Annotated in this window: 9 protein-coding genes; 2 read left to right on the top strand and 7 right to left on the bottom strand. The window is 71.9% G+C overall.

Features of this window, described 5'->3' with window-relative positions; all coding sequences use genetic code 11:
* Positions 1–8 precede the first annotated feature (8 nt).
* The 4 genes from KALB_RS02825 to KALB_RS02810 form a co-directional block, all read right to left on the bottom strand.
* The gene (locus tag KALB_RS02825; RefSeq protein WP_025354211.1) at positions 9–794 is read right to left on the bottom strand and encodes an ABC transporter permease; all 786 of its coding nucleotides are present in this window, start codon (positions 792–794) and stop codon (positions 9–11) included.
* Positions 791–1,570 carry a molybdate ABC transporter substrate-binding protein gene (modA, locus tag KALB_RS02820; protein ID WP_025354210.1) on the bottom strand — a complete coding sequence of 260 codons (780 nt, stop codon included), beginning with the start codon at positions 1,568–1,570 and terminating at the stop codon, positions 791–793. The genes KALB_RS02825 and modA overlap by 4 nt, the downstream gene beginning before the upstream one ends.
* Positions 1,567–1,986: a TOBE domain-containing protein gene (locus tag KALB_RS02815; protein WP_025354209.1), complete on the bottom strand. Its 420-nt coding sequence runs from the start codon at positions 1,984–1,986 to the stop codon at positions 1,567–1,569. Before KALB_RS02815 ends, modA begins: the two co-directional genes overlap by 4 nt.
* A 68-nt stretch (positions 1,987–2,054) precedes the next feature.
* A complete protein-coding gene (locus KALB_RS02810) occupies positions 2,055–2,549 on the bottom strand; it encodes a MarR family winged helix-turn-helix transcriptional regulator (protein ID WP_025354208.1) in 495 nt (164 codons plus the stop codon).
* 148 nt (positions 2,550–2,697) lie between these two features.
* On the opposite strand from KALB_RS02810, the gene moaA reads away from it, so the two are divergent.
* Together moaA and KALB_RS02800 are read left to right on the top strand one after the other, a co-directional pair.
* Positions 2,698–3,756: a GTP 3',8-cyclase MoaA gene (gene moaA, locus KALB_RS02805; protein ID WP_042220151.1), complete on the top strand. Its 1,059-nt coding sequence runs from the start codon at positions 2,698–2,700 to the stop codon at positions 3,754–3,756.
* Between the two features lie 4 nt (positions 3,757–3,760).
* A complete protein-coding gene (locus tag KALB_RS02800) occupies positions 3,761–4,012 on the top strand; it encodes a MoaD/ThiS family protein (protein ID WP_025354206.1) in 252 nt (83 codons plus the stop codon).
* A 3-nt stretch (positions 4,013–4,015) separates the two neighbouring features.
* On the opposite strand, the gene KALB_RS02795 is transcribed toward KALB_RS02800, so the two are convergent.
* From KALB_RS02795 to KALB_RS02785, 3 genes are all read right to left on the bottom strand, one after another.
* Positions 4,016–7,264, bottom strand: a complete 3,249-nt coding sequence (locus KALB_RS02795) for an AfsR/SARP family transcriptional regulator (RefSeq protein WP_025354205.1) — start codon at positions 7,262–7,264, stop codon at positions 4,016–4,018.
* A gap of 130 nt (positions 7,265–7,394) precedes the next feature.
* Entirely contained in the window at positions 7,395–10,538 is a 3,144-nt protein-coding gene (locus KALB_RS02790; protein WP_025354204.1) for an AfsR/SARP family transcriptional regulator, read from the bottom strand.
* Positions 10,535–13,747: an AfsR/SARP family transcriptional regulator gene (locus KALB_RS02785; protein WP_025354203.1), complete on the bottom strand. Its 3,213-nt coding sequence runs from the start codon at positions 13,745–13,747 to the stop codon at positions 10,535–10,537. Before KALB_RS02785 ends, KALB_RS02790 begins: the two co-directional genes overlap by 4 nt.
* Positions 13,748–14,159 lie beyond the last annotated feature (412 nt).

Below are 14,159 nucleotides of genomic sequence, written 5' to 3'. Positions count from 1 at the left end.
TGGTTCGCTCACAGGCGCCCCTCCACAGCGCGCGGGCGGGCCACCGCGATGACCACGACGGCCAGCACCACCAGCAGCAGCGACACCGCCACCGCACCGTCCACATCAGACTGGGAGAGCTGGTACACCAGCAGCGGCAGGGTTTGGGTCGTGCCCTGAAGGCTGCCCGCGAAGGTGATCGTGGCGCCGAACTCGCCCAGTGCGCGGGCGAAGGCCAGCACCAGGCCGGATCCCAGCGAGGGCAACAGGAGCGGCACGGTGACCCGGCGGAACACGGTCAGCGGTGCGGCGCCGAGCGTGGCGGCCACGGCCTCGTAGCGCTCCCCCGCCGTGCGCAGCGCACCCTCCAGTCCGATGACCAGGAACGGCATCGCGACGAAGGTCTGCGCGACGACCACGGCGGCGGTGGTGAAGGTCAGCCGCACGCCGAGGGTGGCCTCCAGGAGCTGACCGCCGAACCCGTTGCGCCCCAACAGGTACAGCAGGGCGAGGCCACCGACCACGGGTGGGAGCACCAGCGGCAGCAGCACGATCGCGCGCAGCAGGCGCAGGCCGGGCAACCTGCCCCTGGCCAGCACCACGGCCAGCGGGCCGCCCAGCAGCAGGCACAGCACGGTGGACATCGCGGCCGTGCGCACGGACAGCCACAGGGCGTCCAGCGCGGCGGGCGAGGTGACCAGGGCGGGCAGTTGCCCGAGATCGGACCTGGTCAGCAGGCCGATCACGGGCAGCACCACCAGTCCCAGCGCGATCAGCGCGGGAATCCACAGCAGCTTGGGAAAACCTCGGCTCACGGGGTCTCGAAGCCGACCTTGCCCAGCACCTCGTGGCCCTTGCCGCCGCGCACGAACTCCACGAACTGCTTGGCCAGCGCCGACTGCGGCGCGTTGCGCAGCACGGTGATCGGGTAGTCGTTGACGGCCTTGTCCGCCTCGGGGAACGGGATGCCCTTGACCTTGCTGCCCGCGGAGTTGACGTCGGTGACGTAGACCAGGCCCGCGTCCGCCTCACCGGCCTGCACCTTGGCCAGCACCGTGGTGACGGCGGTCTCCTGGCTGGCCGGGTGCAGGGTGACCCCGGTGGCCTGGGACACCTTCTTCGTGGCCGCGCCACAGGGCACCGGGTCGGCGCACACGACCAGCACGACCCCCGGCTTGGCCAGGTCCGCGAACCCGGCGATGCCCTTGGGGTTGGCGGGCGGCACGGCGATCTCCAGCTTGTTGCGGGCGAACACCTGCGGGGCCCCGTCGTTCAGCCCCGCCTTGACCACCTTGTCCATGTTGGCCTGGTCGGCGGAGGCGAACACGTCGGCGCCCACCCCGTTGGTGATCTGCTGCACCAGTGCGGCGGAACCGTCGTAGGAGATCTTCACCGTGACGCCGGGGTGCGCGGCCTCGAACTGGGTCTTGAGCTGGTTGAAGGAGGCGGTGAGCGAGGCCGCGGCCAGCACGGTGACCGTGCCGGTCTGCTGGGCGGCCGTGCTGCTGGGCCCGCTGCCGGTACTCGCCCCGCCGCCGCACCCGGCGAGCAGGGTGGCCGCGGCGCAGACCAGCACGATCGTTCGTTTCACGAACTGCCTCCGGGGGTCTCGATGATCACCTGGGTGGACTTGACCACGGCCACCGCCAGCGAGCCGGGGGCCAGCCCCAGCTCGTGCACCGCCTCGGTGCTCATCAGCGAGACCACCCGGTGCGGCCCGCATTGCATCTCCACCTGGGCCATCACCCGGTCCTGCACGATGGAGGTCACCAGCCCGACGAACCGGTTGCGGGCCGAGCGGCCCACCCCGGACGGGTCGGGCACGGCGGTGGCCTGGGCCCGGGCGAAGGCGGCCAGTTCGGCCCCGTCGACGACCTTGCGCCCCGCGGTGTCGGTGCCCGCGCCGAGTTGGCCGCCGTCGATCCACCGCCGGACTGTGTCATCACTCACACCGAGCAGTACCGCCGCCTCGGCGACGCGGTAGCTGGGCGGTTCGGGTCGAGTCACACAGGGCAGCCTAATCCCGCATCCGCGGTTCAGAAACAATTGTGCCGCCGCAGATGCGGATCGGTGATCTAGTCGAGTTCGCCGACCCTGGTGACTTCCTCGCGCATCGACTCGTTGACCTCGCTGAGATACGCGTGAATGACCTCGCGCTGCTCAGGGCTGTAGTGCGAGAGCACCCGCTCGACCATCTCGCTGACCCCCTTGAACAGCGGGGCGAAGCGCTCCTCGTTGACCGGGGTCACCTCGACGAGCACCTTGCGCCGGTCGTGCGGGTCGCGCACGCGGCGCACGAAACCGGCCCGCTCCAGCCGGTCGATGACCCCGGTGACCGCCCCGGTGGACAGCCCCGACAACTCCGCGATGCGCCCGGCCGTGAGCGGCCCGCCCCCGCGAAGTGCCAGGTCAAGGCACTTGTGGTCGGTGGCGGACAGGCCGAGCTTCTCGGCGATGCGGGAGTGGAACATCACCGTCACCGCACTGCCGTCCCTGCCCAGCGCGGAGAACCGTTCCATGTCCTCCTGGCTGACCGGGTAGACCGGTCGGGCCTGCGTCGCGTCCGACATCGCCACCACCCTGACCAACTTAGTTGCTAAGACACTCTGTCGTGAAGACATAGTAACCGCTGAACGGCGTTCCGCGGCGGTCCAGCGTAGTGGGACCGGTGCCGGGCGGGTCACACCGACCGAGAGTGCGATTACCCTGGAAAGCACGATGGCACCTGTTGAACTCGGATTGCCCGGTGTGCGGCGCACGCCCTCGACTGAGGCACGCCCGCAGGACGATCGCCTCATCGACACCTTCGGCCGGGTGGCCACCGATTTACGCGTGTCGCTGACCGACCGCTGCAACCTGCGCTGCACCTACTGCATGCCCGCCGAGGGCCTGGACTGGCTGCCCGGCCCCGACCTGCTCACCGGCGCCGAACTGAGCCGCCTGATCGGCATCGCGGTGCACCGGCTGGGCGTGCGGGAGGTCCGGTTCACCGGCGGGGAGCCGCTGCTGCGCAAGGACCTGGCCGAGGTGCTGGCGGCCACCGCCGCACTGGAACCCAGGCCGAGCACCTCGTTGACCACCAACGGGATCGGGCTGGCCCGCAGGGCTGCCGAGCTGCGGGCCGCCGGGCTGGACCGGATCAACGTCTCGCTGGACACCCTGCGCCCCGACCGGTTCGCGGCGATCACCCGCCGGGACCGGCTCGCCGACGTGCTGGCGGGCATGGCCGCGGCCAGGGACGCGGGGCTGACCCCGGTGAAGGTCAACAGCGTGCTGTTGCGCGGGGTCAACGAGAACGAGGCGCCCGAACTGCTGCGGTACTGCCTGGACCAGGGCTACCAGCTGCGGTTCATCGAGCAGATGCCGCTGGACGCCCAGCACGGTTGGCGACGCTCGGACATGGTGACCGCGCAGGAGATCCTCGCCTTGCTGGGCAAGGAGTTCGAGCTGACTCCGATGTCCGAGCGGCGCGGTGCGGCGCCGGCCGAGCGCTGGCTGGTCGACGGCGGACCGGCCACCGTCGGCGTGATCGCCTCGGTCACCCGGCCGTTCTGCGCCGCCTGCGACCGGACCCGGCTGACCGCCGACGGCGCGCTGCGCACCTGCCTGTTCGCCACCACCGAGACCGACCTGCGCGGCCCGATGCGCGCGGGCGCCGACGACGAGGAACTGGCCGAGCTGTGGCGGATCGCCATGTGGGGCAAGGCGAAGGGCCACGGCATCAACGACGACGGGTTCACCCAGCCCGACCGGCCGATGAGCGCTATCGGAGGATGACGCGATGGTTCTGAACGTGCGCTATTTCGCGGGCGCCAAGGCAGCGACCGGGATCGGGGACGAGGACTTCCCGCTGCACCCGGAGTCCACTGTGGACGACGCGCTGCGCATGATCACCGAGCGGCACGGCTCGGCGGTGGCCAGGGTGCTGCCAGCGTGCAGCCTGCTGCTGGACGGCATCGCCGTGCACGACAAGGGAATCCGCCTCGCCAGTGGTCAGCAGCTGGACGTGCTGCCGCCCTTCGCGGGCGGCTGAGGCTCAGCTCGCCAACGCGGCGCGGATCCGCTCGGCCCAGGCCATCGCGTTGCCGTCCAACATCTTCAGCGCCGTCTGCAGGTAGCTGGTGGCCAGCTCCTCCTCGCCACGCGCCCGGTGCACCTTGGCCAGGGCGTGGATGGACCACGCCTCACCGATCGGGTTGCCGACCTCGCGGTAGATCTCCAGCGCGTCCACCGCGTAGCCGTGAGCCTGCTCGGTGTCCCCGCGCAGCAGCAGCAAGTGCGCCACCAGCAACGAGGTCCGCGCTTCGTACAGCCGCAGGCTCTTGGCCCGCGCCAGGTCCAGCGCTGTCCTGGCCTGCTCCAGGCCCTCGGCCAGCCTGCCCACCGCGGGCAGGGCCATCGCCATGCCGATCTGCACCCGCAGCTCGGTGCGCGGGTGCCGGATCTCGCCGATGACCTCGACGGCCTCCTCGAAGCACTCCATGGCCTCGGCGTAGCGCCCGGTGGAGTGCCAGGTCATACCCAGCACGGCCAGGCTCATCGCCTCGCAGCGCCGGTTCCCGGTGCGGCGCGCCGTGGTCAGCGCCTCGTGCGCGTGCTCGAGCGCGAGGTCGGCCTGCGCGGTCAGCTGGTAGGCGCTGGCCAGTCCGTGCAGCGCCTCGACCGTCTCGTTGATCTTGCCGAGGGCACGGAACTTCGCCAGCGCCTCGGTGAACCGCTCGATCGCGGCCAGCGGACTGCCCCGCTCCAGCAGTGCCGCGCCGAGGTTGGCCAGGCTGGTCGCCTCGCAGTTGGACAGCCCGGCCTCCCCGCACAGCTCGGCCGCCCGCGAGGAGTACTCGATGGCCTCGGCCAGCCTGCCCAGTTCCAGGTGCACGAAGCCGAGGTTGCCGTGGGTCACCACCGCGGTCTCCCGGAACCCGGCGTGCCTGGCCACCTCCAGCGAGGCCTCCAGGTGCTCGGTAGCCTCGGCGAACTGGCCCAGTTCGATGTGCGCGGCGCCCAGGTTGTTCAGCGCGGCGGCGATGCCGTCCTCGGCGCCGACCTCCCGGTAGGCGGCCAGCGCCGCGGAGAAGCAGCCGATCGCCTCGTCGTGCTGGTCCAGGTTCCAGTGCGCCGTGCCGAGGTTGTGCAGCATCGCGGCCTCGGCGCGGCGGTCCCGGCCGCGGCGGGCCACCGACAGCGCGGCGTTGGCCGAGGCGAACCAGTCCACGTTGTGCCGGTTGGACAGGAAGTAGCCGCGCAGCGAGTCGGTGATCCGCACGGCGTGCTCGGCCATGTCCTGCCGCGCCGCGTGGCCGATGGCCGCGACCAGGTTGGCCCGCTCGGCGTCCAGCCACTCGGTGGCCTCGGCCACGTCGGCGAAGAGGGCGGCCCGCTGGGCGGGGTCCCTGGGCGGCAGGCGCAGCAGGTCCGGGTGCACCACCCGGGCCGCCGCACCGGCCGCGTCCAGGTAGTGGTCGAACAGCCTGCCCACGGCGGCCTCCCGCTCCGCCGTGGTGTTCTCCTCGTGGTCGCGCTGCGAGGCGTAGAGCCGGATCAGGTCGTGGAACTGGTAGCGGCCCGGGCTGTGCTGCTGCACCAGGTGCACCGCGGCGAGCTGGTCGAGCAGCCCGGCCGCCTCACCCGGTGAGCAGGCGACCAGCGCCGCGGCGGCCGGTGCGGTGAAGTCCGGCCCAGGAACCAGGCCCAGTGCCCGGAACAACTCGCGGGACTTGGCGTCCAGGGTCGTGTACGACAGGTCGAACGCCGCACGAACGGCCGTGCCCTCGTCCCCGTCGATGCTGAGCACCGCCAGCCGGTTGCCGTTGCGCAGCTCGGCGACGTAGTCCTCGATGCCCGAGGGCAGGGCCTTGGCCAGGTTCGCCGCCGCGATCCGCAGCGCCAGCGGCAAATGCGCGCACAGGGCGGCGAGTTCGGCCGAGCTGCCCTCGGCACGGTCCGTCCCGGTGCCCAGCACCGCGTCGAGCAGTGCCAGGGACTCGCTGGGGGCCAGCGGTTCCAGCACGACCGTTCGTGCACCGGGCAGCTGGGCCCGCACGCGCAGGTCGTTGCGGCTGGTCACCAGCACCGCGCAGCCCGGCCCCGCGGGCAGCGCCACGCGGACCTGCTCGGCGGTCGCCGCGTTGTCCAGCACCACCAGCATGCGCTTGTCGGACACCAGCGCGCGGAAGGTCGCCGCCTGGTGGTCCACCTCGATCGGGATCTGTTCCGGCGGCACGCCCAGCGCGCGCAGGAACCGGGACAGCACCTGTGCCGTGCTCAGCGCGGGCCCCAGCGCGTAGCCGCGCAGGTTCACATAGAGCTGGCCGTCCGGGAAGCGTGCCCGCAGCCGGTGCGCCACGTGCACCGCCAGCGCCGTCTTGCCCACGCCGGGCGGGCCCACGAACACCACCGGGCCGGTCACCGACCCCTGGTCGAACGCCTGGACCAGGCCGTCCACCAGTTCCGTGCGGCCCACGAAGTCCGGGATGTCGGCGGGCAGCTGGGACGGGAAAACGACCGGTCGTGCGGTTTCCGGCTGGACTGGGGCGAGCAGCTCCGGGGCGTTGGTCAACATGCCCTGGTGCAGCCTGCGCAGCTGCTCACCGGGGTCGATGCCCAGCTCCTCGGCGAAGTGCCTGGCCACCGACTGGTACGCGGCCAGGGCCTCGGCCTGCCGCCCGCCCCGGTACAGCGCGAGCATCAGCTGCGCCCAGAACCGCTCCCGGGTCGGGTGCTTGGCCGTCAGGGACTGCAACTCCGCGATCAGCTCGGTGTGCCTGCCGCGCCGCAGTTCGATGTCGATGCGCCGCTCAAGCACCTGCAGGTGCTGCTCCACCAGTTGCGGAACCACGTTGCGCTGCAAGGAGTCCGAGGGCACGTCGGCCAGCGGGGCACCCCGCCACAGGCGCAGCGCCGCGTCCAGGGCCTCCGCCGCGGCGGCCAGGTCACCCGCGTCGGTGGCCCGCGCGCCCTCGGCCGTCAGCTGGCGGAAGCGCTCCAGGTCGACCGCGCCCGGTGGCACGTCGATGTAGTAGCCCTCCGGCGCCGTGCGCACCAGGTCCGGGTCGCCCAGCGCCTGGCGCAGTCGCAGCACGTAGGTCTGCAACGTGCCCTTGGCCCTCGCTGGCGGGTCGTCCGCCCACAGCCGCTCGACCAGCGCCTCCACCGGGACCACCCGGTTCGCGCGCAGCAGCAGGGCCGCCAGCAGGGTGCGGTGCTTGGCCGCCCGGATCGGCACCGGCTGCCCCGACAGCGAGACCTCCAACGGCCCGAGGATCCGGAAGCGCACGTCACCGGGCACGCTCGGCTCCTCTCCGTCAGCGAAGTGTCAGGCCCAACAGACTAGGAGCCTTGTTCACTGTCCTCTAGCAAATCCGGTCAAGCCGTGTCTTTCGGTATCTGCCCGACAGACACGCCGAGTTCCCCCGAACTCACCGGCAGCCCCCGAGGGAGCCCTGCACCTCGCCGCCCTGGGGCACGCCGAGTTCCTCGAACAGGGCCAGCGCCTGGTTCCAGCACGATCGTGCGTTTTCCTGTTCCCCGCTGGCGCGGTGCACCTCGGCCAGCACGCACAGGGTTCGGGCGGACCAGATCCGCAGGCTGTGCGACTCGTGCCAGTGCAGGGCCTGGGTGGCCATGTCCAGGGCGGCGGCGTGCTGGCCCAGTGCGAGCCGGGCCTGTGCGGCGACGAGCTTGGCGCGGCCCAGGCGCAGACCGAGGTCGAACTCCTCGGCGACGACCACGGCGCGCTGGGCCTCGTGCAGCGCCAGCTCGGGAGCACCGAGGTCGAGGTGGTCGCGGGCCACGCCGGTCAGGCAGGACACCCAGGTGTCGCGGCTGTCGTGCTCGGTGGAGGCGGCCAGCGCCTTCTCGTGCAGCTCAAGGGCTTCGGCCGCGCGGCCGACCTCGACGTACATGTCGGCCAGGTGCACCAGCAGGTCCACGTCGTCCTTGGCGTGGCTGCCCCCGGTGTCCTCGGCGAGGCGCCGCCGCGCGATGGCGATCGCCTCGTCCCGCCGGCCCAGGTCGAACCAGACCTTGGCCACGTCGTCCCAGATGTGCCGGTCGTCCAGCGCGTCCTCCTGGTCGCGGGCGACGACCCACTCGATGTACTGCTGAGCCCGGCCGTACTCCCCCATCTCCCGCGCCAGGTAGAGCAGGCTGCGCATGCAGGCGAGTTCCCCGTGGTACACACCGAGTTCGGCACAGATCCCGCGCGCCTCGGTCAGCAACTCGAAGGCGGGACCGGTCTGTGCCAGGGTCAGGTGCACGTTGCCCAGGTTGAGCATCACCGAGGCGCGCATGATCGGACTGCCGTGCTGCCGCGCGAGTTCCAGCGCGCGCTCGAAGTGCGGCTGGCACTCTCGCAGGCGGCCCAGCTCCCACAGCGCGATGGCCAGGTTGATCAGCGCGGCGCGCTCGGCGTCGGGCCACTGCCTTGTCGAGTAGACGGCCAGGCTGGACTTGTACTGCTCCACGGCCTCGCGGTAGTGCGCGGTGCTCCAGTGCAGGGCGCCCAGGTTGTAGCGCATCGCGGCGCGCAGCAGCACGTCCGGCTCCCGCGCGGCGGCGGCCAGGGCGGTGCGCGTGATCAACTCCCATTCGGCGACCAGCGGCCGGGCGTAGAAGAAGCCGCGCAGGTCGTCGACGATCCGGCAGGCGATCCGGGTGCGGCCGTGCTCGCAGCAGTGCCGGACGAGTGCGACGAGGTTGGCCAGCTCCGCGCCGATCCAGTCCAGGGCCGCCGGGCGGGAGTCGAAGGGCGCGGGCAGGTCCATCGGCTCCGGCAGCAGGCTCGTGCTCTCTGGGCTGATCACCAGCGCGGCGGCGGCCACCACCGTGCGGTAGTGCTCGTGGACCCGGCTCAGCGCGGCCTCCCGCTCGGCGCCCTGCTCGTCGGTGTACGAACGGTCGTGCGCATAGCTGCGCAGCAGATCGTGCAGCTGGTAGCGGCCCGGCTCGGGCTCGGCGACCAGGTGGCCGGCCCACAGCCTGCGCAGCCCGCCGACGGCGTCGGTGTCCCCGGTGAGCACGTTGGCCACGGCCGCCGTGAAGTCGGCGCCGGGCAACAGCCCCAGCAGCCGGAACAACCGCTGGTCGGCGGGTTTCTGTGCCTGGTAGGACAGGTCGAAGGCGGTGCGGACGGCGAACTGCTCATCGCCCTCCACGGCCAGCGCGGACAGGCTGTCCTCGTCCCGCAGCAAGGTCAGGTAGGAGGCCATGTCCGGGTAGGCCATGGTGGCCACGTTCGCACCGGCGATGCGCAGTGCCAGCGGCAGGTGCGCACACCGGCTGGCCAGCTCGTCGATCTCACCCTCGTCCACCGGACCGACCATTCGTGCGAGCAGTTCCCGCGACTCGTCCGGGGCCAGCTCGGCGACCTCCAGGGCCAGCGAACCGTTGGGGGCGGCCAGTTCCGGCATGTGGTCCCGGCTGGTGACCAGCGCGGCGCAGCCCGGTGCGGTGGGCAGCAACCGGGCCACCTGCTCGGGGTCGGCCGCGTTGTCCAGGACGACCAGCAGCCTGCGATCGGCCACCAGGCTGGTGTAGCTGTGGGTCAGCGGGCCGAGGCCGACCGGCACCTCGGAGTCGGGCATGCCCAGCGCGCGCAGGAACCGGGACAGCACCTGCTCAGTGCTCTGCGCCGCCTCGGTCGAGTACCCGCGCAGGTCCACGAACAGCTGCCCATCCGGGAAGTGCGCCCTGGCCAGGTGCGCGGCGTGCACCGCCAGCGCGGTCTTGCCCACACCGGGCGGACCTGTCAGCACGACCGTTCGTACACCTAGTTCGGTGACGATCCGATCGGTCAGCTCGCGCCGGCCCACGAAGTCGATGACGTTGGAAGGCAGTTGGGCGGGCACGACCACCGCGGTGAACCGCTCGTGCAGTTGCTGGAGCTCCACACCTGGGTCGATGCCCAGTTGGTCGGCGAGGTGCGTGGCCACGGTCTGGTAGGCGCGAATCGCCTCGGCGCGGCGACCGGCCCCGTCCAGCGCACGCATCAGGTGCGCCCACAGCCGTTCCCGGCTCGGGTGCTCGGCGGTGAGCTCGCGCAACCAGTCGACCAACTCGGAGTGCCGCCCCAGCGCCAGTCCGGCCGCGGCGCGCAGTTCCACGGCGAGCAGGTGCTCCTCCGCCACGGCCTCGACCGCGGGAGAGTTGAGCGCCACGTCGGCGAGCATCGGCCCGCGCCACAAGGCCAACGCCTCGGTGAGCAGGTCCCACGCGAGGGCGTCCTGCGCCGACCGGGCCCGCTCCACCAGCTCGCGGAAGCGGTGCAGGTCCAGTCCATCCTCGGGCACGTCCACCGCGTATCCGCTCGGCGCCGTGCGCACACCCACCTCAGGTCCGAGCAACCGCCGCAGCCGCATCACGTAGGTGCGCAGGGTGTTGCGGGCGCCCGCGGGCGGGTCCTCGCCCCACAGGTGGTGCACCAGCTCGCCCGGCTCCACGACCTGGTTGGCGTTGAGCAGCAGCACGGCGAGCAGCACGCGGTGCTTGGCAGCGGGCACCTCAACCACGCGGCCGTCGACCACCACCTCCAAGGAACCGAGCACCCCGAAGTAGGCGGTCACGTCTGCTCCTTCAACCCCATCTCCGCGAACAGTGCATCGGACTGACCGCGGTACACCGCCGCGGTCACGTGATCATCCGTTGCTTCGCGCACTTTCGCCAGCTCTCCGAGCGCCCTGGCTTCCCACAATCTCAACCCGGTGCGCCGGAACAGGCTCAACGCGTGCTCCGCGTGCACCCCGGCGGTGACGTGTTCGGCCCGGATCAGGTGGGCCTGCGCCACCGCGAGCAGCCCGTGGCCCTCGTAGAGCAGCAGCTGGTGGCGCCGGGACACGCTGACCGCCGACCGCGCGCAGTCCAGCCCCTGTTCGGAACCGCCCAGCGCGTAACCGAGCCCGATCAGCGCCTGCACCTCGCCGACCCGGAACTCCGCCTGCCTGCTCAGCCGCAGCGCCTCGCGGTGGCTGGCCACCGCCTCACCGCTGCGACCGGCCAGCCGCTGGGCCTGCCCGAGCGTGTTCATCGCGGCGATGCGGCACTGCACCATGCCGGGACGCGATGCCAGCTCCAGCGCGGCGCCGACCAGCTCGAACGCCTCGTCCAGCCGTCCGAAGTCCAGGTGCACCTGGGCCATCGCCTCCAGCAGGCCGGACTCGGCGTCGGGCATGCCCAGCCTGCGGCTGAGCGCCACGCCGTCGGAGAAGTACTGCTCCATCGGCTCGAAGCAGCCCAGGTCGCGCGAGTACTGCATCAGGTTGGACAGGCAGGCCAGCTCGCCGTGCTCGATGCCGAACTGGGCGCAGATCGCGCGCGCCCTGGCCAGGTAGGCCAGGCCGTCCTCGGTCTGGCCCAGCGTCATGCGCACCAGCCCGAGGTTGAGCAGGACCGGGGCCTGCCTGGCCGGTTCGGCGTGCTCCTGGGCGATGTCCAGCGCCTCGGCGAACCTGGTCGCGGCCCCGGCGAGGTCACCGGTCTCCAGCAGGGCGATGGCCAGGTTGGTCAGCGCCGAGTACTGGCCGTCGGTGCGGCCGTGCCTGCGGAAGATCTCCAGCGCGCGGGTGGAGCGCTGCGCCGCCTCGCCCGCGCGCCCCATGCTCCAGTCCAGCGCGCCGATGCTGTGGTGCATGGCGGCCTCGGCGACCTCGTCCCCCGCCCGCACCGCCGCGTCCAGCGCGACCACGGCGACGGTGTGCCACACGGAGGTCAGCCGCTGCACGTAGAAGAAGACCCGCAACGCGTCGACCAGCTGCCAGGCCACCCGCTTCGGCTCGTTCGCGGCGGCGTGCTGCACGAGGGCGACCAGGTTGGACAGCTCGCTGCTGACCCACTCCAGTGCCTGCTCGCGACTGCCGAACCGGGGCGCCGACGTGGGTTCGGGCTGGTCGACCAGCCGGGGGATCTCGGGGCCGAGCAGCCGGGCGGCCTCGTTGGCCAGCAAGAGGTTGTGGGCGAGCAGCCGGTGCACGGCCGCCTGCCTGGCCGACGGCTCGTCCTCGGCGGCCGACCGTTCGTGCGCGTAGGCGCGCAGCAGGTCGTGCAGCTGGTAGCGGCCCGGTGTCGGCGCCTGCACGAGGTTCGCCGACAGCAGGCGGTCGAGCAGCCTGCGGGCCTGGTCGTGCTGCACCTCCAGCAGTGCGGCCAGCGCGTCGGGGGTGCAGTCGGCGCACGGGATGAGCCCGAGCAAGCGGAAAACCTGTTGTGCCTGCACGGTCAGCGCCTCGTAGGACAGGTCGAACGCGGCCCGCACCGTGACGGTCTCGTCGCCCTCGGCGGACAGCTCGGCGAGCCGGTTGCCCTCGCGCAGTTGCGCGACCTGGTCGGCCAACTGGGGTTCGCCGCCGCCGAGCAGGTTGGCCGCGGCGATGCGCAGCGCCAGCGGCAGGTGCGTGCACAGCTCGGCCAGCTCGCTCGCGGCCTCGGGCTCGGCGAGCACCGCCTGCCTGCCGACCATGCGCTCCAGCAGTGCGCTGGACTCCTCCGGGGCGAGCGCGCCGACCTGGAGTTGGCGCGCGCCCTGCGCCGCGACCAGTCCGCGCATCGCGTCGCGGCTGGTCACCAGCACGGCGCAGCCGGGGTCGCCCGGCAGCAGTTGCCGCACCAGCGGGGCGTGCGCCGCGTTGTCCAGCACGATCAGCATGCGCCGCCCGGTGAGCAGCGAGCGGTAGGTGGCCGACTGCTCGTCCTCGTCGGCGGGCACGGCCTCCGGGGCGACCCCCAGCGCGCGCAGGAACCGGGCCAGCACCTGCCCCGCGCTCAGCGCGGGCCCGCGCGCGTAGCCGCGCAGGTCGACGAACAGCTGGCCGTCCGGGAACAGCGCCTTCACCTGGTGCGCCAGGTGTACGGCCAGCGCGGTCTTGCCGATACCCGGCGGACCGGTCAGCAGCACGACCGGGGTGGCCTGCGGGGGCGGGTCGGTGGCCAGCTGTTCGCGGATCCGCCGCAGCAGTTCGGCGCGACCCACGAAGTTGATCACATCGGGGGGCAGCTGCGCGGGCACCGAGGCCGTGGACTGCTTGGCGGGCAAGGGAGTGAGCAGAGCCGGGTCGTCGGACAGCACGGCCTGGTGGGCGGCGGTCAGCTCGGCGCCGGGGTCGACCCCCAGCTCCTCGGCGAGGTAGTCGTACACCTCTCTATATGTGTGCAGCGCGTCCGCGCGCCTGCTGCTGCGGTACAGGGCGATCATCAGGTGCGCGGCGAGCTGCTCGCGGGCCGGGTTCTCGGCGACCAGCTCGCGCAGCTCCGGCACGAGCTCGGCGTGCCGCCCTAGCCGGAGGCCGACCTCGGCACGCCGTTCCCGCGCGTGCAGCAGCTCCTCGTCCAGCCGGATGATCTCGTTGTGCCGCAAGGAATCCATCGGGGTGTCGGCCAGTACGGGCCCGCGCCACAGTGCGAGCGCCCCGGTGAGCAGGGACCAGGCGGACTCGTCCTCGGCCGAGCGCGCCCGGCCGACCAGTTCCCGGAACCGGTCCGCGTCCAGCGCGCCCGGCGGCACGTCGATCGCGTAGCCGTCCGGGGCGGTGCGCAGCACGGCGGCCTCGCCCAGGGACTGCCGCAGCCGCATCACATAGGTCCGCAGCGTGTTGCGCGCCCCGGCGGGCGGGCGCTCACCCCAGAGGCAGCCGATCAGCTCACCGGCGGGCACCACCTGGTTCGCCCTCAGCAGAAGTGCGGCCAGCAGGGCGCGCTGCTTCGCGGCGGCCACGACGACCGGTCTACCGCCCACTCGGACCTCCAGTGGGCCGAGTACGCGGAACTCGATCTCGGTGCTCATCGAGTTCCTCTCACGCGGGGCCGCCGAGGTCAGACTAACGCCCTTCGGGAGCACACTTGCTGAATCGATTCACGACCCCTTCGAGCGGTCCGCGTACGCGCCGACACCTTTGCGCAAACCGGTGTTCATTCGGGCTAAACCACGTGACCCAGGACTCACGTTGGGTGATCGATCTCGACTTGGAAACGGCCAGATAACGACGATCTGACCAGCGGAAATACCCAAGATCGAGCCAGGTTGCGCCGCGTTACTATGACGACGGTCACAACGCGGAAGGTTTGGGATTCCCGCTGCGGTTACGTACGGTCGCTTCTCGGTTGGACCCGACCAACCACGCACCACCCGCAGAGCCGAAGCGCCAAACCCTGTTCGGCGGCTCAGCGGACACAACCCCGAGCGAAAGACAACTACC

Origin of the sequence: Kutzneria viridogrisea DSM 43870, from assembly GCF_000525635.1 — a bacterium.
Classification (GTDB): Bacteria; Actinomycetota; Actinomycetes; order Mycobacteriales; family Pseudonocardiaceae; genus Kutzneria; species Kutzneria viridogrisea.
This window is presented reverse-complemented; position numbering and strand designations above follow the sequence as displayed.